A 23,763-nucleotide genomic window follows, 5' to 3' on the forward strand; every position below is an offset into this window, starting at 1 on the left:
GGAGCTGTTTATTGATGTCCGTACGTTTAACGCCGTATTTAGTATTGCCTGGCACTGCGGGTGAAGCTATTGCCTTTTATGAGAAAGCTCTGGATGCGCAAGTGCTATTTAAGCAAACCTTCGGTGAGATGCCTGAGAACCCTGATTTCCCGCTTGCTGATGAACAAAAAGGCCTCGTTGGCCATGCCATGCTGCAAGTCGGCGAAAGTCAATTGATGTTCTCGGACACGTTCCCAGGTCAACCCGTTCAACAGGGAGATCATGTGACGATTTGTATTACAACGAAGGATGCAAGCAAATCGAAACAATTTTTCGAAGCGCTCAAAGAAGGCGGCACGGTTATCATGGACTTGCATGAAGCATTCTTCAGTCCTGCTTACGGACAAGTGAAGGATAAGTTTGGCGTGACCTTCCACCTGTTTACCGAAGGCGAAACGATGATGTAAATATGAAAAACGGCTCTGTTCGCAGGATTGCGACAGGGCCGTTTTGTTTGTATTCATTATTAGTAAAACTGACGGAGTACAACAGAATCAAAGTGTTTTTTTTCGTCTATTTCACGTTGCTCACGGTTTACTTGAAGCCATGAACTCACACATACAGCAACAATCCCTGCAAAGAGTAGACAACCTAGTATTTTCCACCAAACACTGCCTGCGACAGAAGGATTGGCCCCCATGATCAAAATCAAGATTGGTAGGAACCACATGATATTCCCGATATATATCCGAATCACATTTCGTTTTAACAAGCTGCTCTATCCCCTATTTATCTCTGATATGGTTTCACGTTCCGTATATCTTTCGCATCACCATATCACTTTAGGACCGTCAACTTCGGCTTGGCCGTCGTCCAATTTGTGGAAATAGACATAAAGGAATTAAATCGTGTTATTCGGAGTATCCACGAGATCAGGATCAACGGTATTCGTGCTCCCATTGAGCACGTTCTGAACACTTCCAAAGCTGTCACCCGGCGAAAACGAGTTGGCCCCCGCAAAGATTTTGGAGCTGCTGGTAAGATTAATAGCAAAGGTGTCGCCAATCTGGACATTGGAGCCCTGAGCGACGTTTAGGATTTTGATTCCACCATTAATAATTGCAGGCATGCTCCGGCCACTCCCTTCCAAACTCCTAACCATTGTATGTGTTCAGGTGCCTATTGGTCACTTGTAGAGGAAAAGGAGGGGTGGAGGAGGTATTTAGCCTTTTTATATTTATATAAGCCAAACTAGTAAAATATGGTATAATAGACTCGTACAGCACGACCTTGGGTGCGGCATTTCTCCAGAAAGGAGGAGGATGCCATGGAAACTTTCCAAGCGATTATGATTATGTTTGCGTTCGGTATGTTCATTCTAGCGCTGCTAACATATATCGACAAAAGAAAGTGACCCACTTCTAGGTTGGTCGCCTTAGTGGGTCACTTCTGCACGTATTCAGTTACCCAGGAGAATCTCACCCAGTCTGTACTGGAGACGGACCGCGAATCCGTCTCTAACTATTTTTACTGTAACATATTCTATATATACATGCAATTGATGTCTTAATCGAAATCATACCGTTCCTCTTTCCATGGATTTCCATACATATGGTAGCCGTTACGCTCCCAGAAGCCAGGCTTATCCTTCGCCATGAACTCGATGCCTCGCAGCCATTTGGCGCTTTTCCAGAAATACAGATGCGGCACAACCATTCGCACAGGCGCACCATGATCAGGCGTAAGCAGCACACCATTATGTCGGATACCCAGAAAAGATGTCTCTAACAGGAAGTCTTCCAGCGGAAGATTCGTCGTCCATCCATGCTCGGCATGCAGCATCACATGCGTTGCTTCTGACTTCAGCTTCACCTTACTCATCAATTCAGACACAGCAATACCTTCCCAAACATTGTCCAGCTTGGACCAAGTCGTCACGCAGTGAATGTCATTCGCAAATTCCTTGCGTGGCAGCGCCATAAAGTCCTTGTACGAAATGGTGAACTCTTCCTCCACCAAACCGAACAACCGCAAATCCCATTTGCTCATGTCGTTGTAGTAGGGCACGGACCCGTAGTGCAGCACAGGCCAGCCTTGTGTCAGCGTTTGCCCAGGAGGAACACGATCACTCGGATCCTGCGGCTGCTTTTGCCCAAATTGCATAAGATGCCTCCCTCTTCCATGTACCTAAATCGAAGCAAACCCTAGTCGTTACCGATATAGGAGCCGTATTCCGCAGCGCTTAACAAGCCTTCCAATGCCTCTGGTCCTGAGATTTCTACCTCAACCATCCAACCTTCACCGAAAGACGCACTGTTTACAAGCTCTGGCGAGCCTTCCAACGTGCTGTTCACGGCTGTTACTTTGCCTGTTACCGGGCAGAAAATATCTGAAACCGTTTTGACCGATTCCACACTGCCAATACTCTCATTCGCTGTAACCGAAGCGCCAACTTTCGGAAGCTCCACGAATACAATATCTCCCAATTGATCTTGTGCAAAATCGGTAATCCCTATGCGAACCACCGTATCCGATATCGTCTCTACCCACTCGTGCTCTTTGGTGTATAACAAATTGGCTTGTACATTACTCATCAGTCCACGCCTCACCTTACTTACAAATTTTGCTTTTAGCTTAATCTACTGGGAACATCAAAGTCAAGATGGACATCCTCGAAGAAGCAATTCCTATTGAAGCCTAGGGTGTACGACCACTAACTTAAAAGTTACTGTTGACAATTCACACCGATTTAGGCGCATAATGAATATAATATGGCTAATTAAATATTGGCGAATGAGGATACAGGGAGAGACTGCGGAGCACGTTGGCAGCGCCGAAGGAGTAAGCCCAAAGTGGTGAATCTCTCAGGCAAAAGGACCTGTATCGGACGCGACTCTGGAGAGCTTCGAAGCCTCGTTAATCACGGGAAATCGGACACCCAAGGGGAAACTTAACGGTTGAACGTATATTTTCTACCGTTCTAGGCAACTCTCAGGTACAAAGGACAGGGGCAAAAGGTATGTTTGTGTTGCATACCTTTTGCTCCTTTTTGCATTTTCGAAATAAGTCCGAGGAAGAATAAGACAATTGAAGGTGAGGTTATTAGCATGCTGAAACGAACACCGCTCTTCCCCATCTACGCGGAATATGGCGCGCGAATCATTGATTTTGGCGGTTGGGAACTGCCAGTGCAGTTCACTGGCATTCAAAAGGAGCATGACGCTGTCAGGGGGCAGGCGGGGCTTTTTGATGTATCGCATATGGGCGAGGTACGTGTCCAAGGCCGGGATGCCTTTGCATTTTTGCAACGACTCACGACGAATGATGTAGCTAAACTGGTAGATGGTCAATGCCAATACAGCCTCTTGTGCTATCCGAGTGGCGGTGTAGTCGATGATCTGCTCGTTTACAAGCGGAGTGATCTCGACTACATGCTGGTCATCAATGCGTCCAACATCGACAAAGACATGGCTTGGCTAAAACAGCACCTCTCAGGTGATGTTCAGTTGACCAACATTTCCGAAGAAACCGCAATGCTTGCGCTGCAAGGGCCTCGGGCAGTTGATATTTTAGCTAAACTGACAAACGCACCGATTCAAACAATAAAAACATTCCATTTCCTCCCCGAGGTAAAAGTCGCTGGCGTGTCTACGCTGCTTTCCCGCACTGGCTACACGGGTGAAGATGGCTTCGAGCTTTACGTTGATCACAAAGATGCGATCTCGCTTTGGCAAAAACTGCTAGAAGCTGGTGAGGAGCATGGGCTCATTCCCACAGGCTTAGGTGCACGGGACACGCTTCGCTTTGAAGCGAGACTCCCTCTATACGGACAGGAGCTATCCGCCGATATCACGCCGCTTGAGGCGGGATTAGGGTATTTTGTGAAGTTAGCTAAAGGCGATTTCATTGGGCGGGATGCCCTGCAGGAGCAAAAGACCAACGGCGTGCCGCGCAAGCTCGTCGGCATTGAAATGCAAGAGCGCGGCATACCTCGTCCGCATTACGCCGTATACGCAGAGGGTAAACAGATTGGTGAAGTAACAACTGGCACGCAGTCTCCAACGTACAAAACGAATGTAGGCTTAGCTTTGATCGACGCCTCGTATAGTGCCTTGGGTACGGAAGTGTATGTTGAAATCAGAGGCGCACAAGTGAAAGCTACCGTCGTCTCTACCCCTTTTCACAAAAAACAGAGCTAGAAATTATCCCCGAATCCGGGTCGGAAGGAGCACCCTTTGTTATGAAACATCGTTATTTACCAATTACGGAGCAGGATCAAAAGGAAATGCTGGAAACGATCGGCATCTCTTCCATGGAAGAAATGTTTAGTGACATCCCGCAGCAGGTGCGATTCCAGGGTGAACTGCAAGTGGGTCAGGCGCTCAGCGAGCAAGGTTTGCTCCGCTATATGCGCGAGTTGGCAGGGCGCAACGCGGATTTCCAGCGCTACGCCAGCTTCCTCGGCGCTGGCATCTATGATCATCACCTTCCGGTGGTGATCAATCACGTGATCTCGCGGTCCGAATTCTACACCGCGTACACGCCTTATCAACCGGAAATCAGCCAGGGGGAGTTGCAGGCGATTTTTGAATTTCAGTCGTACATCTGTGAGCTCACCGGCATGGCCGTCGCGAACGCCTCAATGTACGATGGCGCAACGGCGCTGGCCGAAGCTGGCGCCCTAGCAAGCGGCGCGACGAAGCGCAGCCGTCTGCTCGTGTCCCGCGCGGTGCACCCGGAGGCGCGCGCCGTCTTGCGCACGTCCGCCCGCGGGCTGAACTTGGACGTCGTCGAGATCGCGGTAACACCTGAAGGTGTAACCGATCTAGACGACCTCGCGTCCAAGCTCGAGATCGACGCGGCCGCCGTCATCCTCCAATCGCCGAATTTCTTCGGCTGCTTGGAGGATCTCGCGGCCGTGGAGCCGCTCGCGCACGGCGCGGGCGCACTGCTCGTCGTGAGCGCGAATCCGCTCACGCTCGGGCTGCTCGAAGCGCCGGGCAAGCTCGGCGCTGACATCGTCGTCGGCGATTGCCAGCCGCTCGGCATCCCAGCTGCGCTGGGCGGGCCGAGCTGCGGCTACTTCGCCGTCGCGGAGAGCTGGATGCGCCGCATGCCGGGGCGCATCGTAGGCCAAACCGTGGACCGCGATGGCAAGCGCGGTTTCGTGCTTACGCTGCAAGCGCGGGAGCAGCATATAAGGCGTGAGAAAGCCACGTCGAACATCTGCTCCAACCAGGCGCTTCTCGCGCTTTGCGCATCCGTGTACTTGTCCACGATGGGCAAGCAGGGCATTCAAGACGTTGGCGCGCTCAACGTCCAGAAAGCTCATTACGCGGTGAATCGCCTCACCGCGTCCAACCGAATAACTCTGCCGTTCACAGGCAGCTTCTTCAATGAATTTGCCGTCAAGCTGCCAGACGGCACGAATGTCGAGGAGCTGAATCGTCAGCTCCTGCAACGCAACATTATCGGCGGCTACGATCTCGGCCGCGACTACCCAGAGCTGGCCGGCCATATGCTAATCGCCGTCACCGAGCAACGAACACGCGAAGATATCGATAGCTTCGCAGCCGCATTGGAGGAACTCGTATGAACAACGAAAAAGCACTCATTTTTGAAATGAGCCATCCAGGTCGCGTCGCCTATTCTTTACCGGAATCAGACGTTCCTGATATAAATCTGACGGAACTCATCCCTGCTAAATTCCGTCGTCAAGTCGAACCTGATCTGCCGGAAGTGTATGAAGTCGATGTCATCCGCCACTACACAGCACTCTCTCGTCGCAACTTCGGGGTAGATAATGGTTTCTATCCGCTAGGTTCGTGTACGATGAAATATAATCCTAAAATCAACGAAGACGTTGCCCGCTTCCCTGGCTTCGCTCATATTCACCCGTATCAGCCGGAAGAATCGATACAGGGCGCGATGGAGCTGCTCTACAATCTCCAGCACGATCTTGAAGCGATCACGGGCATGGACCGCGTAACCTTGCAACCCGCGGCAGGTGCTCATGGGGAGTGGACTGGACTTATGATGATCCGAGCTTATCATGAAAGCCGCGGCGAGCACCGGACTAAGGTCATTTGTCCAGACTCGGCTCATGGCACCAATCCAGCCAGTGCAACCGTGGCTGGATTCCAAACCGTGACGATCAAATCCGATGAGCGCGGCCTCGTGAATCTCGAGGAGTTGCGCAAAGCCGTCGGTTCTGATACTGCCGCACTGATGCTCACGAACCCGAACACACTCGGCTTGTTCGAAGAGCAAATCGTCGAGATTGCCGAAATCGTGCATGCCGCAGGCGGACTGCTCTACTATGACGGCGCGAACGCAAATGCCATTATGGGCATCACGCGGCCAGGGGATATGGGTTTCGACGTTGTCCATCTCAACCTGCACAAAACGATGAGTACCCCGCACGGCGGCGGCGGCCCAGGCGCAGGTCCAGTCGGCGTCAAAGAACGGCTAATTCCTTTCTTACCGACACCGCTTGTGGCCAAGCGCGAAGATAACAGCTTCTATTTCGAATACAACTATCCACAGTCCATCGGTCGTGTCAAAGGCTTCTACGGCAACTTCGGCATCCTCGTCCGTGCCTATACGTACATTCGTACACTTGGTCCGGAAGGCTTGCGCAAAGTATCCGAATACGCCGTGCTGAACGCGAACTATATGCTGGCTCGGTTAACGCCGTATTTCGACGTACCGCATCCTCGCTTCTGTAAGCATGAATTCGTGCTGTCAGGTAATCGGCAGAAGAAGCTGGGCGTTCGTACACTCGATATTGCCAAAAGATTGCTCGACTTCGGCTATCACCCGCCGACCATCTACTTCCCGCTCAGCGTGGAAGAATGCATCATGATCGAGCCGACCGAGACAGAGAGCAAGCAAACGCTCGATAGCTTCATCGACACGATGATCGCCATCGCGAAGGAAGCGGAAGATAATCCAGAGTTGGTCAAAAATGCCCCTTACACGACTGTCGTCAGCCGGATGGATGAAGCATTGGCTGCTCGGAAGCCGGTTTTGAATTGTACCTGCGGGTAATCGGGGATGACAGGAAAAGGCTGTCCCTGAAGTAGAAGATTCTACTTTAGGGATCAGCCTTTTTTCCATTTTAAGGATACCTACTGGTAGTTACATACCTGACCATTGCACAATCAAGGCATTTGCATCTGCGAGAAGAATAGCTTTGACGCTGCTATCTACATCTTTTCCTACCACTGCTTTATTCAAATGTTTCACAAAGTCCTCCATATGCTTAGCAGCCTGATCTGGTCGGTTCATTTCCAGTTTATGCTGTGATTGCTTCAGGGTATTGCTCAACTGCGATGTTAGTGATTGGCTCAGAAGCGAATTATAGCGATCAAGCAACTGATTCATGGCACCTACGCTGGTTGTCACTTGGATTTGAACATCTTTCTGCATCTTATTCCCAGCTTGATCTTCAACTACGATACTTGCCGTATGACTGCCTACCCTCCCCACAAAATCGATGACCACACTCGATCCTTTTGTCAGATCTACCGCATAGACAGCACCGCTAACCGTAATTTGTGCAAAAGCCAGGCCCGACAGATTATCGGAGACTTGGAAGGTTAATGGAAGGTGGTCATCAAAGGAGTCTCCCTCCATTAAATCATTGCCATTGATCAGTAGATTAAAGTCTGGAAGTGTTGCGTCTACTTGGAAAGTCACCTGTTTCACATCTTCCACATTCCCTGCTCTATCTACGGAGTAGTACTGAATGGTATAAGTTCCATCTTGGGTTAGTGTAAAAGGTCCCGCGTAATCCTTCCACTCTGCCGTATCCCCGAATGTGTATGCCGTCTTGACGACGCCGGATACATCATCCGCAGCATTCAGTGTTACGACATTCGTCGTGTACCAACCGTTGTTACCCATACCTGCCAAACTAAATTCGGTAACGGGCTTGATTTGATCTAATAGGATGTTGATGGAATCTGACTTCGGTGATTCTACGGATACGCTGGTTGAAGTGACCTTATAATAATATCTAACAGCCGGGTCAATACCACTATTCGTGAAGTTCGTTGCTGCTCCCTGATAAACAGGCGCATAGGTTCCATCTGCACTAGTTGATCTGTACAGCGTATAGGAAGTAGCTCCTATAGCTTTGTTCCACGAAAGCGAAGCGGAATCGGATGTTGTCGAACTGACATGCAGTCCCATTAAAGGATCATGCGTCTGTGTGTTGTCAACAATCATCAACCAATTGATCAGTGGATCCTGTGATGCCGTATTTCTCACTGTAACCGTGATTGTGCCATCCGTCACGTCAACAGAATTGCCATAGACCGTATTGGATATGAACGTGATGGCATTCTTTTTCACCCCATTAATATAGAGGTCTGCCTTTCTGGAGGCATTATTCCAAATATCATTAAAGCCTGTGTACACCGTATATGAACCATTTGTCACCGTAAACTTGTAGGTTAGGTCCGTACCTGCTGGGGAATTGCTTACATTGCCACCATTCAAATATCGAAGTGTTGAGAACATTTCTCCACTAGCTGAACCTGCTGAATTCGAATTCGTTCCTACATAGCCCCAAGGCATGGAATCGGCTGCATTGTAGTCCTGTTCAACAACATCCTTATTCATAAGCGTATCCTGAAGGTATGAGGTCAACAGATTGTAGTCACTCGTCGCATAACCACCGCTATTTACAAAATAGATGGTCTTATCAGGTACTGCGTATATTTTAAAACGTAACGCTTTGTTGTTAAACTGCGGAAGTACAGCCTGTAACGTATACAAACCTGGAAGAGCAAACGTACTCGCCGATATGGGCTGTGAGTTGACTGACCAGATTACCGATGTTGTCGTGGCATCTGCAGCACCACTTGGGATAACTTCGATCTGAGTCGGTAAATCAAGCAGCGTCCCCGTAGCAATAACCTCAGGCAATTTCAACTTGGCGTCGAACTTACCCATACTGTTTAATACATCTGTGGTCCAGCTGCTATACCATCTTATCGAGATATCCGTACCTTGCCCAAATTCAATTGGCAGCCAAATATATTTGGCACCGCCATTCGTCGTAAACTGCCCGCCATTCCAATCATCCCCCACATAGATGAATTTTCCTTTAGCGGGGTCAACTGGAATAACAGCTGTCGTTTGAGATTTAAAGGCTGTCGTTGGGTCTGGATCTGATGATAAGGCTCGGACGAATGGATTAACCGGCGTTGACCATGGACCAAACATCGTATCCGCAACGCTGAATTTATTTTCATTAGCAGACCATCCCGTTGCGCCAGAAGTTAACATGTAGTACTTCCCATTGAATTTGAAAATAGCTGGAGCTTCACGCTGAGTACCTGGGAATACTCTCACATAATCAACACCGTAAACCGACTTATAGCTTGTATCACGGACTGGTTTACCGTTGGCATCGACATTGCCGTCCTTGTGCCATCCTGAAACGTCAGAATAATCATCCAGCAGCTTGGAAATGTAGATGGTTAAGTTTTCTTCGCTGGAATAGATGAGATAAGCCGTACCATCATCATCCTTAAATAGATTCATATCACGTGCCATGCCTGGGTTACCAGGTTGATAATCGACCTGCCCCGGTGGGGCTTGATCCATACGGTAACTCTTCTGGTAGATGAATGGCCCCGTAGGTGAATCACTTATGGCATATCCAGCTTGCGCTTTTCCATAATTGGCATTGTTATTATAAGGGTCTTTATCCCCGTCAATATGAGCCCACATCACATATTTATGGGTTGTATCATTATAAATAACTTTGGGTCTTTCAATAATCCGGCCCGCTCTAATATCTGCCCAGATATTTAATGTATCGGTTCTACCCGCATACAGCGTGGAAATGAACGGATCGTTCGTAAAATCGTCCATCGATTTGACCATTGTGAGTGCCATGCCTTCATCTTTCCAATTGTACAGATCCGTGGAAGAGTACACTCTTACTCCCGCTGAAGGCCATGCTCCCTTGTGATACTCGCCATACCAGTAGTATTTTTGTGTTTGCTGATCAAACATAATACCTGCTCCATGGGCATCAATCGGATTACCACTGAGATCTGACCATGCCGTCCCAGGTGTAATGGCCGTTCTCAAAGTGCCTACGCCAAGCGGATCTGATAAGGCAGACGTGATCCCATCAATAACCGCAACGATTTTATAGAAGTAACCTGTGCCTTGTGTTAATCCAGTATCCGTATACACGGTATTCGGACCGCTGTATATCAAGCTATAAGTGCCAGTCGCACTTGACGATCTGCTAAGCTTATAGGTAACGTTTGTTCCTTGCACGCTGTCCCAACTTAATGCTGCAGATGTGGAGGAACCTGAAGCAGCTGCAAAGCTTCCAGGCGAATCATACTGGTAGGTTGTAGCCTGCACAATTGCTGAGGGTGATTCTCCGATCGTGTTATAAGCGGTTATACGATACGTATAGGCAGTGTTTGCGTTTAGCCCTGTATCTGCATAGCTTAAGGCCGTTCCGTCATACACCTGGGTGAATGTGTTGTCTGCACCCGATGATCGGTATACCCGATAACCTGTCGCTTTCACAGCTGCAGCCCAACTCAAATTAATTTTCGAGGAATTGACAGCTGCTGCCGTCTGTCCCGTAGGTGCAACAGGTGGTGCAGGCGTAGTCCGTATACTGAATTCGGATGACCACTGGGATTCCGTCAGGCCTCCATATACAAATGCTATTTTATAATAGTACGCGGTATCAAAAAGCAACCCCGTATCCACAAAACTGTTGGTTGTGCTGTTGGAGACAAAGGTGTAACCGCTGTTCGATGTCGTTGACCGATAAATATTGTAGCTGGTTGCTCCATCAACTGGCGCCCAGTTCAAAGATATCGATGAATTGGTTTGGGTGGCCGATTGCACGACTGACGTGTTTACAGCTGGTGCATCTGTTACCATCACATCATCCAAATAGATGGCTTGCCATTTATTTCGGATTCCGATTTTGCCACTTGGGAAAGTCGTATCCGACTCATCAAAAATAAGCTTATCAACGCCATTGTTTACGATGTAGCATCTGATGGAGTTTCCAACCGTAACCATTTTAAGTGTGTACCATGTGTTTTTGTTCAAAGGATAACTCAAGCTTCTTATCGTTGTATCCGCACCGTTGATTCTTTTGGAAAGAACTAAGGCAGTGGTCGTTTGCATTTGAAAATAATAAAAATTTCTATAGTCCTGAACACGCGCCAGAATTCCCGGATAAGCCCCGCCAGCCCCCGTGTAGAAACGCATGGTAACAGTAGAATTCGTCCACGTAGCATCTCCTGCGGTAATAATCCCTTCCCCGGCGTCCGTCTGATTTAACATTTTATTACTAGCGTCTGTTGGGTCCGTATTCACTTTCCATGTTCCAGAGGTTGCAGTCCATACCGGATTAGCCGTATAATCACCATCCGAGAAATCATCCTGGAAATAAGTCGTAGGTGCTGCGGGTGCCGCTAAAGCTTCTGATTGATCGACGAGATTAAGAGATGTAATGATTATCAATAGCAAAAACCATCCTAACAGTTTGTGCTTTTTAGGCATCATGCTCCGTCTCCTTTGGTTGTTGAGTTGAGTTCAGTTTAGTTCAGTGATGAGTGCTGCAACCTCCCGTACATCGAATTTCGCCATGCGATTCCATCACTGCTTGTTTATAGTTTAAAACTATTGGCCATGTCTTCGTAGTCAAAATTTCTTATAACACTGAAGTATTCTTCATTACCGAGGATGAACAAAACCTACTTCTATGAACTCTCTCGCCTTTTTAAAAGAATGTTGCTTGGATTCTACTATTAGACTTTTTTGCACGCTAAAAAAACATAAAAAAAAGCCCCCATCTTATTGGCAAGATGGGGGCTCGGATATAGTTGACTTTGGGTTTACGGACGTAAGCTTCACTTTCAGAGCAGCCTCACACCGACAGCTTCTCCACCAACTGGTGCGAAGCCAACACGAGATCCCCCCGAATGCCGCAAGCATTCGGATCATCCAGCGAGCTCAAGAAATGTTGAACGACGCCAGCGAAGCCTCTGCGCTCCAGCACGGTGTCCCAGCTGCCGAAGGTGCGCAGGCGCGGAGCGGCATTTTTATCATAAAAGACCGCTGACTCCAAATTCGTCACCTCGACGGATCTACCGCTGCCGTGCAGCTCCACTTTTTCCAAATCTACGCCAGCTTGTCTCACCATACTATAGGAGCCAATAGCAGAACCGAACCCTAGCATACCTGACGCATGAAGCAGCTTGCCACTCTCATCGACCTGCTGGTGGGAGGCTTTCACCTCATAGGAACTTTCTCCCAACCAAAGCAACGTGTCCAGCATGTGGATCAAATCGTCATACAGCGTTTCTTTGGCTCCATGCCCCTGCAGCTTGGTACGATGCTTAACGGCTGAAGCCACATCAAAACCGCCTGCCTCCTGCAGCCATTGCTTCGCTTCGATATATAGAGGCGCGTAGCGGCGGTTAAAGCCTGCTGCGAGCAGCACACCCTTTCGCTCCGCATAGGAAGCCATTTCCACCGACTCCGCCCACTCATACGAGAGCGGCTTATCGACATAGACGGCTATACCATGTTCCATGCACTTCATCGCAATACCAAAATGCGCCGACGTCGGACTATGTACAAAAACGGCATCTAATCCTAAGGCCAATAGCTCATCAAGCTGCGTTGTCCCAAGCGGAATACGGTATTTCATCTGCATTCTTTCAACCGTCCCTTGCGTAGAACTCATAATACCCACAAGTTCCACTTGTTCATTAACGGACAGCAGCGGTAAGTATACTTTTTGAGCGATATCACCTAAGCCGATAATACCTATTCTTTTTCTAGTCATGTTTCGATGCCACTCCTAATCTGTGTTCGTAATACGAAACGTCCTACCCCTAACCCGAGTATGAGCAAAATAGCACCAACCACCGTGGAAATGCCATATACCTGCACCCACATAGGTTGATTAGCAATTAGGGCATATACCTTCCCGCCTGCAACAGGCCCCAAGAAGGCTGCAAAGCCAGTAATCGCCGAGTACGTCGCAATATACATCGGGCGCTCGCTCTTCGGCGTATCCCCAATTGTAAAAGCGAATACCATTTGATTGAAGCCTCCTAAGCCAATGCCCAGCACAATATGAACGGCATACAGCACAATGACTGCTGGAATGAAGGCGATCGCTCCCCATAATAGACAGGCCAAGGCAATAATCGGCAAGGACCATAATAGCAGGGTTTGAGCCGAGAATCGCGCATTCAAATTACCCCATACATAGTAACTAGCCATCATCACTAAGGTATGAACGACCGTAATATAGGAAACCGTCCCGTAGGAAATGTTCATTAGCTTTAGCATCACATAAGAGAACAGAGGCACGGTCAACCCTTGTACGAAGAGGAAGGCGGCCAGGAAAATAATTGCGTTCAGAAAAGCACGATCCATTAATGGCTTCCGGATCATACCCACAGGATTCTCAGCTGTCGATGGCTCGAAAGGTGGATTCGGGTACATAAAGTAAACAATAATATTGAGAACCACGCAAACACTGACGATCATAAAGAGGTACGTAAAGCCCTGCTCGCCGGGGTATTTATCTAGAATCTGACCGCCTACGAAAAGAGCTAACGAGCTTACTCCCCCCAAAATGGTGTTGCGCAGTCCGAAATACCGTCCCCGAATCGGTCCAGGTACCATATCACTGATTAATGAGGTCCACACAATCCCTGCAGCAGCATTCCCGAGATGAGCGAACGTGTACAATATTATATAAGTCATCACCCAGTACTCTTGCGGCAATATAAAAGGGATTAAACCTACACAAGCCCATAATATCCGATGAGTGGATCCGAAAATGATCAGCATGCGTTTCCGATTTCGGAATTTTTGCATGATGACCGCCATTGCAATTTGAACGATGTTCACGACGGTGGTAATTGCTAGAATGAATCCAATCTCGGTTGAGCTTGCTCCCAAATATATCAAATAACCTGTTAAGAACGGTCCACCCAATAACTGATAAATAATCACAGCAGGGAAACCCTCAAATGTCGCGACCAATAAGCTTTTACGGTACGTGGACATTTTTTTCTTCGGCTTACGCGCGTTCGGATCGAATAATTTCATTAGCATAAAGCTCCTTTTGTCTGTCTAGCAAGGTTAGCAGGATCTAATAGTTTACAACCTATGGGTCGCTTATGTTAAAATAGTAGGGATAACCTAATCTATCATGTCAGGCGGGATCAAAAGTAAACTTATGAAACCTAAAATTTTGGGTCTACTCGTAACCTTGTTGCTCTTTTTGACTTTCATTGTACTCTCTATCAAGTTTGAGTCAACTACTTATTTGTATATCGCTAGTGTTTGCCCGCTTCTTGTCGTTCCTTTTTTACCGGATATTCGCTCGAATCAATATATTAAGCCGAAGGCAAACGGCGCCGTACGCCTCATTTCGATGGAAAATAAGGACGGTGGGGATTCCGATTTTCTCGTGATCCTTTTTGATCCAGGGTATGTCAAATGGAATGGCGGCAAGCTTTTCTTCAATCTGTCAGATAAAATGAAAGATGTGTATGTGAAACCAGACCCTTTTGCGGCAACGCTTACTGTTCTGAAATACGATCTTTTCACGCATCGCCGCAAAAAGAATTGGGTCGGTATTTCCTTAGATCAACTGCAGCAACGTACGGAGCAACTCTCTTATACAACCAATGAAGTAAACCGTCTCATTATTCGTATTTCTGATATTCAAGATCTGCAGCAAATCAACATCAAACACCCTGCTTCCATGGGGCAACAGGTTGGTGCTTAACAGATCGCCAGAAAGTATAGAATCACCCGCGTTTGAGTTCTCAGCCTACATGCATTCCGGTAGGTGAGAGGGTGCTCAATCGCGGGTGATTTTTTCATGTAAAATAAGTTAGGGAAACTGTTTGTAAGGCAAACAACATGTTTGATAAATAGACTAACCGAGCTGCTCGTCGCACAAATACGCGGCTAATGTTCGGACCATCACACCAGTTGCACCTTTGGGTTCAATCCCTTTGGCCGACCATAGCCAAGCAGTACCGCCGGTATCCAAATGGATCCACGGTGTTTCCTCGGCAAAGTAACCGATGAACAGACCGGCAGTAATCGCGCCTGCCCAGCGGTCGGAGGACGTCGCGTTTTTGATATCCGCTACATCACTTTTCAGCATAGCCCGATATTCTGGATAGTTAGGAAGCTGCCATACTTTTTCGCCAGCAGCCGTAGCTGCTTGTAGTAATGGCTTAATGAATTCATCGTCATTCGTTACGGCCCCTGTCGCGATATCCGCAAAGGAGATTAAAATAGCTCCTGTTAACGTGGCTACGTCGATCAGACGGTTCGCTCCTTGCGCTTTCGCGTAGGTAATTCCCTCTGCTAAAATAATGCGCCCCTCTGCGTCGGTATTGAGTACCTCCACGGAATGACCGCTGAGCATCTTGACGATATCACCTGGGCGATACGCTGTGCCAGAGGTCATATTCTCCGCTGCCGGAATGACCACAACAAGGTTCACCTTCGGCTTCAATTGGCCGACGACGTGCAGGGCTCCGAGCAGGGTGGCGGCTCCGCCCATATCACTGATCATCTCTTCCATACCGTCGGGCTTCTTCATCGAGATGCCGCCGGTATCGAAGGTCACGCCCTTGCCGACGAGGCCTAGCACGTCGGCATTGTCGGGATCACCCGTGTAACTCAGGCTGATCATGCGCGGCGGGTGGACGCTGCCCGCGCCCACCGCGATGAGGCCGCCCATCCCGCGGGCGGCGATCTCGTGCTCATCCAGCACTTCTATGGCGAAGCCGTAGTGCTGGGCAATGCGGATGGCTTCCTCTGCGAGGGAAGCCGGAACAAGCCTGTTGCCCGGGAGGTTCGTGAGATCCCGGGCATAGTTCGTGCCCTCCGCAACCGCCTCTGCGGCTGCGATCGCACTTGTCAGAAGCGCTGCATCCGCAGCCGCTTCTGTGAGCAACACCGCCTGGCGCAGCTCCGCGCGCGCAGGCTCGTTCTTGCGGTACGCCGCGATGCGGTACGTACCGAGGAGCAGACCTTCGGTCAGCGCCGCCGCGGCTGACCGGGTCTCAAACTCGCTTGGCAGCTTCAGCGCCAAGCGTTCGAACTGCAGCGCGAGCATCTTGCGCGCTGCAAAGACCGCGGCTGCGCGCAGCGTATCGCGCGTGGTAGCGGGGCCGAGCCCCGCTACCAGCACGTACGCGTACGGCAGCAGCCCGTGGGTCGGCAGCGCCTCGAGCTCGCCTGAGGCGCCCGTGAATAGGCCCTTTGCGCGCATGCGCTCAAGGGCCTGGTCGAGCTGCGGCTGGCCGAGGACACCGTCCTGGCGCAGCTCCGTTTCCGTAAGGCAGACGAGAATTGCGTCTGCCCCTGCCGTGTTATCCAACAACGAAGTGTAAACACCCGTTGTAATGTCTGTTATTTTTGTAAACATAGGAAATTCTCCCTGCCCTCATTTAATTTCTATCCCTATTAGAATGCTCCCGAAGTAACGAAGCGCTAAGTAGCCCATCCATGCCTCACTGCTAATTTAGTTCGATTTTGCCTGCTTATTTGCGACTGTTGGAGGGGCTAAGCGGCAATAGTTCGATTTCACCCACTTAAAGTGCCCTAAACCAGCTATCACCCCGAAAACTGGCTAATTAGTTCGGCGAAATCGAATTAAACGATCATCGGTATCGACTTGATTCAATTTAGTTCGATTCTTTCTAACTAATCACCTATTAAGAATCCCTTCATACCTAGTAAAACGACGCTGCCTTCTGCACAACCGACTGCATCGGTAATTGGTACGGACATTTCGCTTCGCAAATCGGAACCACCTTACATGGGTCATGGTCTGCACAACCTGTTATTCTATCCTTTTGCCGCTGGAAAAATCCGTCTCCCTTCGGCAGCAAGCCAAATTTCTCTCGGAACTTACTCGCGATCATCACATCAGGGATCGAAATTTCCAGCGGACATGAGCAATAGTTACAGCGTCTGCAATCATGCTCACCTAGTTCACGAGCAAGCTGCTCTAACTCATGCCGCTCTTCTGGTCCTACTTCCTTCTCTTGGGCAGCCAAATTCTCTTGTACTTCCTTGACGCTGACCATCCCCGAAATCGTTACATGCACATCTTGGCTGTACGGATAACGAATCGCCCGATCCACCGGTTGAATGAATCCACCCGACAGTGGCTTCATCGCTACTCTCATCAAATCCATCTCCGACGCCATGGGAATCAGTTCATCCAGTGCGAAGGGCTGAGCCAAATTCAAATGGAATAAGATTTGCGAGAATTGACCCTTGGCAATCCATTTGACAAGTAAATCAGGACGGTGTCCAGAAATGCCGATAAATCGAACTTTCCCTTCTCGCTGGGCCTCCAATGCAGCCTCATACGCTCCGCCGACTTCCATCGCTTTCTTGTATTCCTTCACATCATTCACATAGTGAATTTGCAGCAGATCCACATGATCGGTCTTCATGCGCACTAAGCTTCGCTCAATCTCCGCTTTCGCGGTTGCATAATCGCGTGCACCTGTTTTCGTTGCCAGGAAATATTCCTGTCTCCGATGTGAGATACACTCCCCGATGATTTCTTCACTATTCCTATAAGCAGCAGCCGTATCTATATAATTAATGCCATGATCCAAAGCATAATTGAGCGCTTCTCTGGCTTGTTCTAACGGTACACTCGGTAGATTCATTGCGCCGAATCCTAGCGACGACACGTTATAGCCGGACTTCCCGAACGTTGAATATCTCAAGCTCTATTCCCCCTTAGTTTGCTAATACGCTACCAGCTCAACTTACTCATTCATGCTCTCCCGCATGAACTTAATCCTTCACTTCAACTATTGTAATACAACTCGGTTCTACTTTCCATGCTGCGAAACAGTAGGACTACACGCAAAAGCACCTAAGGCATTCGCCTCAGGTGCTCTGTTTACTCCCCGTAATCCCTTCAGCTCACTGACGACAGGTGATTACTACCATCTTCTCTCAATGTTGTTACCATTGTCGTTATGAAGATTGTTTCCCCAACCCCATGACACTCCTGGGAATCTCACATTCTCATCTCTGGATTGCTGAAATGGCTTCGCCGTAGGTTTACTTGTGCTTGTCGGTTTCGCCGTAGGCTTTGCGGTTGCCTTTGGTGTTTCAGTAGGCTTCTTCGTTACGGATGGTTTCTTCCCATCGACGTCGTCATCTTTACGATCCGGCTTTGGGGTCGATTTTTGCCCATCCTTATTATTGTTATTGTTCTTATCATTACTGTTATTGTTATTATTTCTATCATTATTGTTGTTTCGATCGTTACTATTATCCCGATCATTCTTCGATGTTGGCGTCGGCGTTGGTTTATTTGTCACTTTACCCGGGGTATTACTCCCTGAGCTATTCCCTTTGCCATTGTTATTCTTATTGTTTTTATCATCATCACTATTCGATGAATTGCCACCATTGGATTTTCCATTTTGAGACTGTTGTACGCGTTCATTAAGCTTACCGGATTTCTCGTCTGCAAGCAGTCTTTGTAAAGAAGACTTATCAATCGGCTTATCTGGTGGGACGAATGATTTCATACCGCCGTTATCCTTCGCAAGATCATGAATGGAAGTGGTTTTGATGTCTTCCAGCGATACTTTTACACCATTATCATTAGCATTTAGATAGATGGCATATTTCCCTGCGGAAACCCCTCTCGCTTGTGCTTCCTTCCTAACCTCTTGCGGGGCAGCGAAAGCTTGCACCTCATAATTTTTCACTTCGCCCGGATGACTGTCTTCGATATGTTTATTGACCTGAGCCTTCAGCTTCGTCGCAATGTCTTCGTCGCTGACCGTTGTTTTAGCTCCTACAACCGTTGAGGAAATAATAATATCTCCTTCACCCTTACCCAATGCCCCTAGTTCAGCTTTATCCAGAATATCAGACGTTACTTCCTCTAATGATTTACCTTTATACACCAAGGCTTGAATCAAATCATCGCCGTCTGTATTTAGTCCGTGCAGGTCGCGAACAATCTCATTATTATCGATCCCAATTTCAACACTTGGATTAATGTCAATCGTTACGTACGCAACAACGCTATTGCCTAGTACGCCTCCTGACAATGTTGAGACCAGAACGAAACATACCACAATCGCTGCAGCTAAACCTGAAACGATTGCCATTTGCGGTACTCGTAATCGACGTTTCACTGGTGCATAGAGAATCTCTTCTCCTAATTCACAGCTACGCGTCCCCCTTGGAAGCTTATCAAATCGACCCTCTGAATTCATTACAATAATGGAGCTCTCGCTTAATTCCATTACGATCCCCTTGTTCATGCGCTGTTCTTCCTTTCATTCAACTTTCGTCATCACGAATATGTAAGTAATCCCGTAAATACGGATAAGGACCATTAAAAATAAGTGCTATAGCAATGATGTACTTACGATTTCGTTCCAACGTTTTCCTTGATACTTGAACTTGCTCGAGCAGCTCTTTAATCGGCAGCTGTCGTTTCGTCAACAGAGTGCGCATAAGCTCTGAATCCTGTGCAAGTGTGCGGCCAATACCAAACAGCATCTGCCTTGAGTCGTCGTGCTTGGGGGAGGCTTCCGTCAACTCTGAGAAATTAATTTCAAAATCACTTAAACAGCGATTGAAATCAATAATTTCGCTTCGTCTTTCTTCTAAACCCTTCTGCTTCTCATAGGCTTCAATCGCTTGATGAACCTCAATTGGATTCATTAGGTTATCTTCATCATCTTCTTGATCAAACGAGCTGTAAGGGATCTGCCCTTTGAAGCGTTGCTCCTTACGAATAAAATCAATTAACCTTCGCCTAATTACCGTCTCTGCGAAACCTAGGAAAGACCTTCCCATGACCGAAGAGTATTGGTTAATAGCTTCATTAAAAGCCGCTAATGCAATACTAAATTCATCATCCCTGGCGGGATCAATAAATCGTTTGCAAAATCTGCTCGTCACTTTCGCTACATAAGGCTGATAATCCGCAATAAATTGATTCCGTAGTCGTAGGTCTCCTGATTGAATTTGATGTATAGTGACCTCGAGTGAAGAGGCTTGCGGTTCATTTTTTCCGTGGGACTCATTCTTTCCCAGAAACTTTTTGAATAGTACCAGTAGCACCTTTCCACCTCACAGTATAGTAGTTTCGTCCCTAAGTATAACAATTCGGGGGGTACACACGATGAAAATAAGAAATAATTTGCTGATTCATTATAACATAGATCACTAAATGAGCACCTACTGGCAAATAAAACCTTGGTTACGGTTTCAATTACTTTATGAATCCTTTATAATATTAAGAAAACCTCAATTCGATGGCCTCTCGGATGAGCGACCGCGATTAGAGGTATGTGGTGAGAATGACGTTTTCGGACATCGAAAATTTGTACGATTCTAATAAAAATAAGATAGGGGGGTGTTTCATATGGAAGCAAGCAATAACTTTGGTAAGTTTCTAGAAACGTTACGAGGTAAAGCATCACTGCGTAAAGCAGCTAACAAAAGCGGCTTATCTCACGCTTATATCAGGGATCTTGAGCTAGGTCGTAATCGAACGACCAACGATGTCATTAAACCATCTCCCGAGACCTTGAGAAAGTTAGCTCAAGCCTATCAATATCCGTATACCGACTTACTTAAAAAGGCAGGATATTTAGAAGAAGCTTCCACTTGGTCTAAACCAACTCAAGTGAATCTGGATAACATCTGGTACGTTGAGTTCGGAATTCAAACGATCCTATATGTTTCTGAAGACGGAATGAAAGAAGAACAAGTCGAATCCCTCGTGGCTTTCACCCACTTCATTGAAACATTAACGGAGCATCACTTCGTGAAATTGGATATGCACCTTTTCGTCAATCTGAACAAAATAAAAAAGTATGCCTCCGCAGAAGGCAAACTTTTTTTTGACACATATGAAAATGCACCCTTCATCATTGCCGCAGCAATTCCACAGAAGAAGTATCATCAAACCATTCTTGATTACGTTGCTCATAATAATGGACAAGCATTGGAATCATTGAGTGCGCTTTGCCCCTCTTCTTTGAAAGCCAAATTCCTTACTTAGCGTGAAATAAATAAAGAGGATGGTTGCCATACTCAGTATCTGAATTGGCATAATGGCACTGAAAACATGATCGCGAAATGCATGCCGGTAAATCATACCAATGAATAATACGATCATGTATAGATATACTCCCGCATTCTCTACTACGAACGGAATTCTCGTATAGTGACAGAGAAAGGTAAATCCTAATCGTTGTTTGTAGAGTAAGAGAAGCAACCCACATTTGGCTAACACGATAAAAATACGAGTCACAATGGATATGGTTAGGTCATCTTTGATATCCATATAAGCTTCTACTTGTGTAAAATTTATACAAACGATTACAGCCGTAGACACAAGAGCAGACATCATGTAACCTGAAAGTGCAGTAAGTAAAGCGGGTATGAAACGATATTTACAAACGCACATTAGTAAAATACAGATGAGGCAAACCAATATTAAAGGCGAGTCCGTGATCAAGCTGAACATGGATGCTGCCAACACAGCAAGTGATATTTGTTTCCAATATGGCTTTATTCGAATCCGAAATAGCAACAAGGAGAATAAGAGCATGGGAACAAAATGAATAATACCTAGTATCAATTTTACCCATGGAAACAATTGCGTTTTCCCTCATTTCTAACCGACGACATCATTCTGTAAGCAGCCAGACAATTTCTATTTACATTTAGAAGTATACAAGATAATCGTACCCTTGCCTTCGATGTGGACTAAGTTGGCTGTAAACGAGTACAAGATGACATAGTTTCTACTGTTTTATTGTAAGGATTGGAGTGAGATCAGCAAATGAAGCACGGCTTCACAGTCGCCATTGTAGAAGATAACTATTGGATAGGTCAATTACTTGAAAGCTATTGTCAGCAATGCGGATTGCAGGTTATTGCTATCATGTCAGAAGGCGAACAATTTCTACTGGAATACGACAAGCTGCAGCCAGATATTCTGCTTATGGATATCGGACTTGAAGGTAATTTGGACGGGATTAGTGTTGTTAAATCCTTACGTATGTCTGGGTATCAGCAAAAGGTGATTATGGTTAGCGGAACCACGGATATGGATCATATTTTGACGGCCTTTCACGAGCTAGACTCCGTCTATTTTCTTTCCAAGCCTGTCGCGCTTCCTAAATTTCAAGCCGCTATCCGGAAAGCCGTTGCCGAAATTCAATTAGATCGCAGCCGCATACTCCAAGAGCCACAGCCAACTACTGCAACTTGGATAACAATTAAAAATCAGAAATCACAGCTGCCCATCTCCGAAGACGCTATTCTCTATGTCGAGAAGGAAGACAAGCGACTCTCGAGAATTCATCTAGTGAACGGCGCTCAAATGGAGTCCAGCTCTAATTTATCCGAAATTCTGGCTCAGAGCACGCCTCATATGTTCAGCCCTTTCAAAGGCTTCCTAGTTAATTTACGGCATGTCGTCTCCTTCGTGAAGGAAAGCGGTTTTCCTACTTCTCGGAGATTCCTGATTCATTTGAGGCATACCTCCGACAAGATCCCTTTGAGCCGCGACTTACAAAAGGACTTTGCAAAGCTGCTTCAGGAAATAAAGTAAGTATTGATGGCCAACTTAGGCAACCAACTAACAGAAAAACCTCCCGCCACTCTCAGGAATTTGCTTCGAAAACAGCAAAAACCAGAAAATGAACGGGAGGTTTTCCATTAATCAGAATGATCATCTTGAATTCTATTCGCACCTCTAAGAGTTCTTAGAGGTCTTTTTATTTTTCAGCTTGTCACGACGCGCGCTTAGCATTTTTAACCTTTTCATGAGCTGCTCTTCCCATTCCTGATCGGCAATGGTTTTCGCGAATCCGAGCAAATCCAACGCCATGTCAATTTGACAGCGCACAATATCCATCGGTTCTTCGCCTTCGTGGTTTACACAATTGTCGTGCAACAAATGATCTTTGCCATCTACGTATTCAATAAAATCGACTTCAGCAGCTCCATCTCCATGGGCGTATTCGGCGAGGATCTCATATTCGTTCTCCACCAAATAATGAACCTCAATATGGTGACATACCGGGCAGAAGAGAATGGGCACATTGTGAATTTGTGTACGTATGTGCTTCAAAGTACCTTTAGTTCCAATCATACTGGCTCCACAGCAAAAACTCATGGAAATCCCTCCTAATCGTTGAACCCGGATTAATTTAATATATTCGTTACAAATGTGTGAAATTCCTTTTTCATATGAGAGCTAGCTTATGTCAAATCATTCTAAATGTGTTTGAATAAGCATAAATATAGTAATGATCGATCCAATTCGTGTTTTCCGAATTCTTAAGATGAAGGGGAGAGCGGCGTGAACATGATTCCGAGTGTTTCTAGACAGATTGCCTTTGTGCAGTATGACGATCAATCCTCCAGCATGACAGTTCAGTATCATACCGGATTCAGAGCCTCCTACACCAATGTAAAACAAGATGAGTATCTCTTGGTTTTTACATCGGCCAATCGGTATGATTCTCTAATGAGACTTACGGAAAGTAGGTACATGGAAGGAAACATTCCAACCAAGTAACGCATAGGCAAGCAATCTCCCCCCTTTCTATATGGGTGGAGATTTTTGGTTTATATGGCGCATATGCTACAATAAAACATAGTATTAACACAAACACTCCGTCTTATCGAGTTCATTATCCATACTGATAT

Annotated in this window: 22 protein-coding genes and 1 riboswitch; of the genes, 10 read left to right on the forward strand and 12 right to left on the reverse strand. The window is 47.1% G+C overall.

Features of this window, described 5'->3' with window-relative positions; genetic code table 11:
* Positions 1-14 precede the first annotated feature (14 nt).
* Positions 15-446 carry a VOC family protein gene (locus tag AC1DVJ_RS00515; protein WP_477587591.1) on the forward strand — a complete coding sequence of 144 codons (432 nt, stop codon included), beginning with the start codon at positions 15-17 and terminating at the stop codon, positions 444-446.
* A gap of 59 nt (positions 447-505) precedes the next feature.
* Here the strand turns inward: AC1DVJ_RS00515 and AC1DVJ_RS00520 are convergent, their stop codons facing one another.
* A complete protein-coding gene (locus AC1DVJ_RS00520) occupies positions 506-751 on the reverse strand; it encodes a hypothetical protein (RefSeq protein ID WP_477587592.1) in 246 nt (81 codons plus the stop codon).
* 129 nt (positions 752-880) lie between these two features.
* Positions 881-1,108: a spore germination protein gene (locus tag AC1DVJ_RS00525; protein WP_477587593.1), complete on the reverse strand. Its 228-nt coding sequence runs from the start codon at positions 1,106-1,108 to the stop codon at positions 881-883.
* A gap of 198 nt (positions 1,109-1,306) precedes the next feature.
* On the opposite strand from AC1DVJ_RS00525, the gene AC1DVJ_RS00530 reads away from it, so the two are divergent.
* Positions 1,307-1,393, forward strand: a complete 87-nt coding sequence (locus AC1DVJ_RS00530) for a putative holin-like toxin (protein ID WP_171646552.1) — start codon at positions 1,307-1,309, stop codon at positions 1,391-1,393.
* 152 nt (positions 1,394-1,545) lie between these two features.
* Here the strand turns inward: AC1DVJ_RS00530 and AC1DVJ_RS00535 are convergent, their stop codons facing one another.
* Together AC1DVJ_RS00535 and gcvH are read right to left on the reverse strand one after the other, a co-directional pair.
* Complete coding sequence (locus tag AC1DVJ_RS00535) at positions 1,546-2,142, reverse strand: sulfite oxidase-like oxidoreductase (protein ID WP_477587594.1); 597 nt, start codon at positions 2,140-2,142, stop codon at positions 1,546-1,548.
* Positions 2,143-2,183: 41 nt separating this feature from the next.
* Positions 2,184-2,573 carry a glycine cleavage system protein GcvH gene (gene gcvH, locus AC1DVJ_RS00540; RefSeq protein WP_477587595.1) on the reverse strand — a complete coding sequence of 130 codons (390 nt, stop codon included), beginning with the start codon at positions 2,571-2,573 and terminating at the stop codon, positions 2,184-2,186.
* Positions 2,574-2,772: 199 nt separating this feature from the next.
* A riboswitch (glycine riboswitch) is annotated at positions 2,773-2,869 on the forward strand.
* A gap of 211 nt (positions 2,870-3,080) precedes the next feature.
* Between gcvH and gcvT the strand changes: the two genes are divergently transcribed.
* Genes gcvT through gcvPB form a run of 3 tightly spaced genes read left to right on the forward strand, consistent with a single transcriptional unit; the run spans position 3,081 to position 7,029 of the window.
* Positions 3,081-4,178 carry a glycine cleavage system aminomethyltransferase GcvT gene (gene gcvT, locus AC1DVJ_RS00545; RefSeq protein ID WP_477588040.1) on the forward strand — a complete coding sequence of 366 codons (1,098 nt, stop codon included), beginning with the start codon at positions 3,081-3,083 and terminating at the stop codon, positions 4,176-4,178.
* Positions 4,179-4,219: 41 nt separating this feature from the next.
* The gene (gene gcvPA / locus AC1DVJ_RS00550) at positions 4,220-5,575 is read left to right on the forward strand and encodes an aminomethyl-transferring glycine dehydrogenase subunit GcvPA (protein WP_477587596.1); all 1,356 of its coding nucleotides are present in this window, start codon (positions 4,220-4,222) and stop codon (positions 5,573-5,575) included.
* Positions 5,572-7,029 (forward strand): aminomethyl-transferring glycine dehydrogenase subunit GcvPB, encoded by a 1,458-nt coding sequence (gene gcvPB, locus AC1DVJ_RS00555; RefSeq protein ID WP_477587597.1) that lies wholly within the window; start codon positions 5,572-5,574, stop codon positions 7,027-7,029. The genes gcvPA and gcvPB overlap by 4 nt, the downstream gene beginning before the upstream one ends.
* A gap of 90 nt (positions 7,030-7,119) precedes the next feature.
* Here gcvPB and AC1DVJ_RS00560 read toward each other — a convergent pair whose 3' ends face one another.
* The 3 genes from AC1DVJ_RS00560 to AC1DVJ_RS00570 all read right to left on the reverse strand — a co-directional run bounded on the left by AC1DVJ_RS00560 (position 7,120) and on the right by AC1DVJ_RS00570 (position 14,112).
* Positions 7,120-11,541: an OmpL47-type beta-barrel domain-containing protein gene (locus AC1DVJ_RS00560; RefSeq protein ID WP_477587598.1), complete on the reverse strand. Its 4,422-nt coding sequence runs from the start codon at positions 11,539-11,541 to the stop codon at positions 7,120-7,122.
* A gap of 367 nt (positions 11,542-11,908) precedes the next feature.
* Complete coding sequence (locus tag AC1DVJ_RS00565) at positions 11,909-12,832, reverse strand: Gfo/Idh/MocA family protein (RefSeq protein ID WP_477587599.1); 924 nt, start codon at positions 12,830-12,832, stop codon at positions 11,909-11,911.
* Positions 12,829-14,112: an MFS transporter gene (locus AC1DVJ_RS00570; RefSeq protein ID WP_477587600.1), complete on the reverse strand. Its 1,284-nt coding sequence runs from the start codon at positions 14,110-14,112 to the stop codon at positions 12,829-12,831. The genes AC1DVJ_RS00565 and AC1DVJ_RS00570 overlap by 4 nt, the downstream gene beginning before the upstream one ends.
* A 130-nt stretch (positions 14,113-14,242) precedes the next feature.
* Between AC1DVJ_RS00570 and AC1DVJ_RS00575 the strand changes: the two genes are divergently transcribed.
* Positions 14,243-14,797, forward strand: coding sequence for a hypothetical protein (locus AC1DVJ_RS00575; RefSeq protein WP_477587601.1), 555 nt, complete (start codon positions 14,243-14,245; stop codon positions 14,795-14,797).
* A gap of 153 nt (positions 14,798-14,950) precedes the next feature.
* Here the strand turns inward: AC1DVJ_RS00575 and AC1DVJ_RS00580 are convergent, their stop codons facing one another.
* From AC1DVJ_RS00580 to sigI, 4 genes are all read right to left on the reverse strand, one after another.
* Entirely contained in the window at positions 14,951-16,459 is a 1,509-nt protein-coding gene (locus AC1DVJ_RS00580) for a leucyl aminopeptidase (protein ID WP_477587602.1), read from the reverse strand.
* A 307-nt stretch (positions 16,460-16,766) separates the two neighbouring features.
* Positions 16,767-17,780, reverse strand: coding sequence for an aldo/keto reductase (locus AC1DVJ_RS00585; protein WP_477587603.1), 1,014 nt, complete (start codon positions 17,778-17,780; stop codon positions 16,767-16,769).
* Positions 17,781-18,002: 222 nt separating this feature from the next.
* Positions 18,003-19,346 carry an anti-sigma-I factor RsgI family protein gene (locus tag AC1DVJ_RS00590; RefSeq protein ID WP_477587604.1) on the reverse strand — a complete coding sequence of 448 codons (1,344 nt, stop codon included), beginning with the start codon at positions 19,344-19,346 and terminating at the stop codon, positions 18,003-18,005.
* Positions 19,347-19,365: 19 nt separating this feature from the next.
* Positions 19,366-20,154, reverse strand: coding sequence for an RNA polymerase sigma factor SigI (gene sigI, locus AC1DVJ_RS00595; RefSeq protein WP_477587605.1), 789 nt, complete (start codon positions 20,152-20,154; stop codon positions 19,366-19,368).
* Positions 20,155-20,458: 304 nt separating this feature from the next.
* Here sigI and AC1DVJ_RS00600 point away from each other — a divergent pair, with 304 nt between their 5' ends.
* From AC1DVJ_RS00600 to AC1DVJ_RS00610, 3 genes are all read left to right on the forward strand, one after another.
* Positions 20,459-21,100: a helix-turn-helix domain-containing protein gene (locus AC1DVJ_RS00600; protein WP_477587606.1), complete on the forward strand. Its 642-nt coding sequence runs from the start codon at positions 20,459-20,461 to the stop codon at positions 21,098-21,100.
* Between the two features lie 421 nt (positions 21,101-21,521).
* Complete coding sequence (locus tag AC1DVJ_RS00605) at positions 21,522-21,665, forward strand: hypothetical protein (RefSeq protein WP_477587607.1); 144 nt, start codon at positions 21,522-21,524, stop codon at positions 21,663-21,665.
* Positions 21,666-21,886: 221 nt separating this feature from the next.
* On the forward strand, positions 21,887-22,660 hold the full coding sequence (locus AC1DVJ_RS00610; protein WP_477587608.1) for a LytR/AlgR family response regulator transcription factor: 774 nt from the start codon (positions 21,887-21,889) through the stop codon (positions 22,658-22,660).
* 144 nt (positions 22,661-22,804) lie between these two features.
* Here the strand turns inward: AC1DVJ_RS00610 and AC1DVJ_RS00615 are convergent, their stop codons facing one another.
* Positions 22,805-23,227, reverse strand: coding sequence for a hypothetical protein (locus tag AC1DVJ_RS00615; protein WP_477587609.1), 423 nt, complete (start codon positions 23,225-23,227; stop codon positions 22,805-22,807).
* Between the two features lie 192 nt (positions 23,228-23,419).
* Between AC1DVJ_RS00615 and AC1DVJ_RS00620 the strand changes: the two genes are divergently transcribed.
* A complete protein-coding gene (locus tag AC1DVJ_RS00620; RefSeq protein ID WP_477588042.1) occupies positions 23,420-23,632 on the forward strand; it encodes a hypothetical protein in 213 nt (70 codons plus the stop codon).
* The last annotated feature ends 131 nt before the right edge of the window (positions 23,633-23,763 follow it).

This window comes from Paenibacillus sp. P4_A9 (assembly GCF_056402415.1).

Coding starts and splice junctions, on each gene's coding strand:
- AC1DVJ_RS00515 (WP_477587591.1), top strand. CDS start 15: ATGTCCGTACGTTTAACGCCGTATTTAGTATTGCCTGGCACTGCGGGT.
- AC1DVJ_RS00570 (WP_477587600.1), bottom strand. CDS start 14,112: ATGAAATTATTCGATCCGAACGCGCGTAAGCCGAAGAAAAAAATGTCC.
- AC1DVJ_RS00560 (WP_477587598.1), bottom strand. CDS start 11,541: ATGCCTAAAAAGCACAAACTGTTAGGATGGTTTTTGCTATTGATAATC.
- AC1DVJ_RS00605 (WP_477587607.1), top strand. CDS start 21,522: ATGAGGCAAACCAATATTAAAGGCGAGTCCGTGATCAAGCTGAACATG.
- AC1DVJ_RS00580 (WP_477587602.1), bottom strand. CDS start 16,459: ATGTTTACAAAAATAACAGACATTACAACGGGTGTTTACACTTCGTTG.
- AC1DVJ_RS00615 (WP_477587609.1), bottom strand. CDS start 23,227: ATGAGTTTTTGCTGTGGAGCCAGTATGATTGGAACTAAAGGTACTTTG.
- AC1DVJ_RS00600 (WP_477587606.1), top strand. CDS start 20,459: ATGGAAGCAAGCAATAACTTTGGTAAGTTTCTAGAAACGTTACGAGGT.
- AC1DVJ_RS00530 (WP_171646552.1), top strand. CDS start 1,307: ATGGAAACTTTCCAAGCGATTATGATTATGTTTGCGTTCGGTATGTTC.
- AC1DVJ_RS00535 (WP_477587594.1), bottom strand. CDS start 2,142: ATGCAATTTGGGCAAAAGCAGCCGCAGGATCCGAGTGATCGTGTTCCT.
- AC1DVJ_RS00525 (WP_477587593.1), bottom strand. CDS start 1,108: ATGCCTGCAATTATTAATGGTGGAATCAAAATCCTAAACGTCGCTCAG.
- gcvPB (WP_477587597.1), top strand. CDS start 5,572: ATGAACAACGAAAAAGCACTCATTTTTGAAATGAGCCATCCAGGTCGC.
- AC1DVJ_RS00590 (WP_477587604.1), bottom strand. CDS start 19,346: ATGAACAAGGGGATCGTAATGGAATTAAGCGAGAGCTCCATTATTGTA.
- AC1DVJ_RS00610 (WP_477587608.1), top strand. CDS start 21,887: ATGAAGCACGGCTTCACAGTCGCCATTGTAGAAGATAACTATTGGATA.
- AC1DVJ_RS00620 (WP_477588042.1), top strand. CDS start 23,420: ATGATTCCGAGTGTTTCTAGACAGATTGCCTTTGTGCAGTATGACGAT.
- gcvH (WP_477587595.1), bottom strand. CDS start 2,573: ATGAGTAATGTACAAGCCAATTTGTTATACACCAAAGAGCACGAGTGG.
- AC1DVJ_RS00575 (WP_477587601.1), top strand. CDS start 14,243: ATGAAACCTAAAATTTTGGGTCTACTCGTAACCTTGTTGCTCTTTTTG.
- gcvPA (WP_477587596.1), top strand. CDS start 4,220: ATGAAACATCGTTATTTACCAATTACGGAGCAGGATCAAAAGGAAATG.
- AC1DVJ_RS00565 (WP_477587599.1), bottom strand. CDS start 12,832: ATGACTAGAAAAAGAATAGGTATTATCGGCTTAGGTGATATCGCTCAA.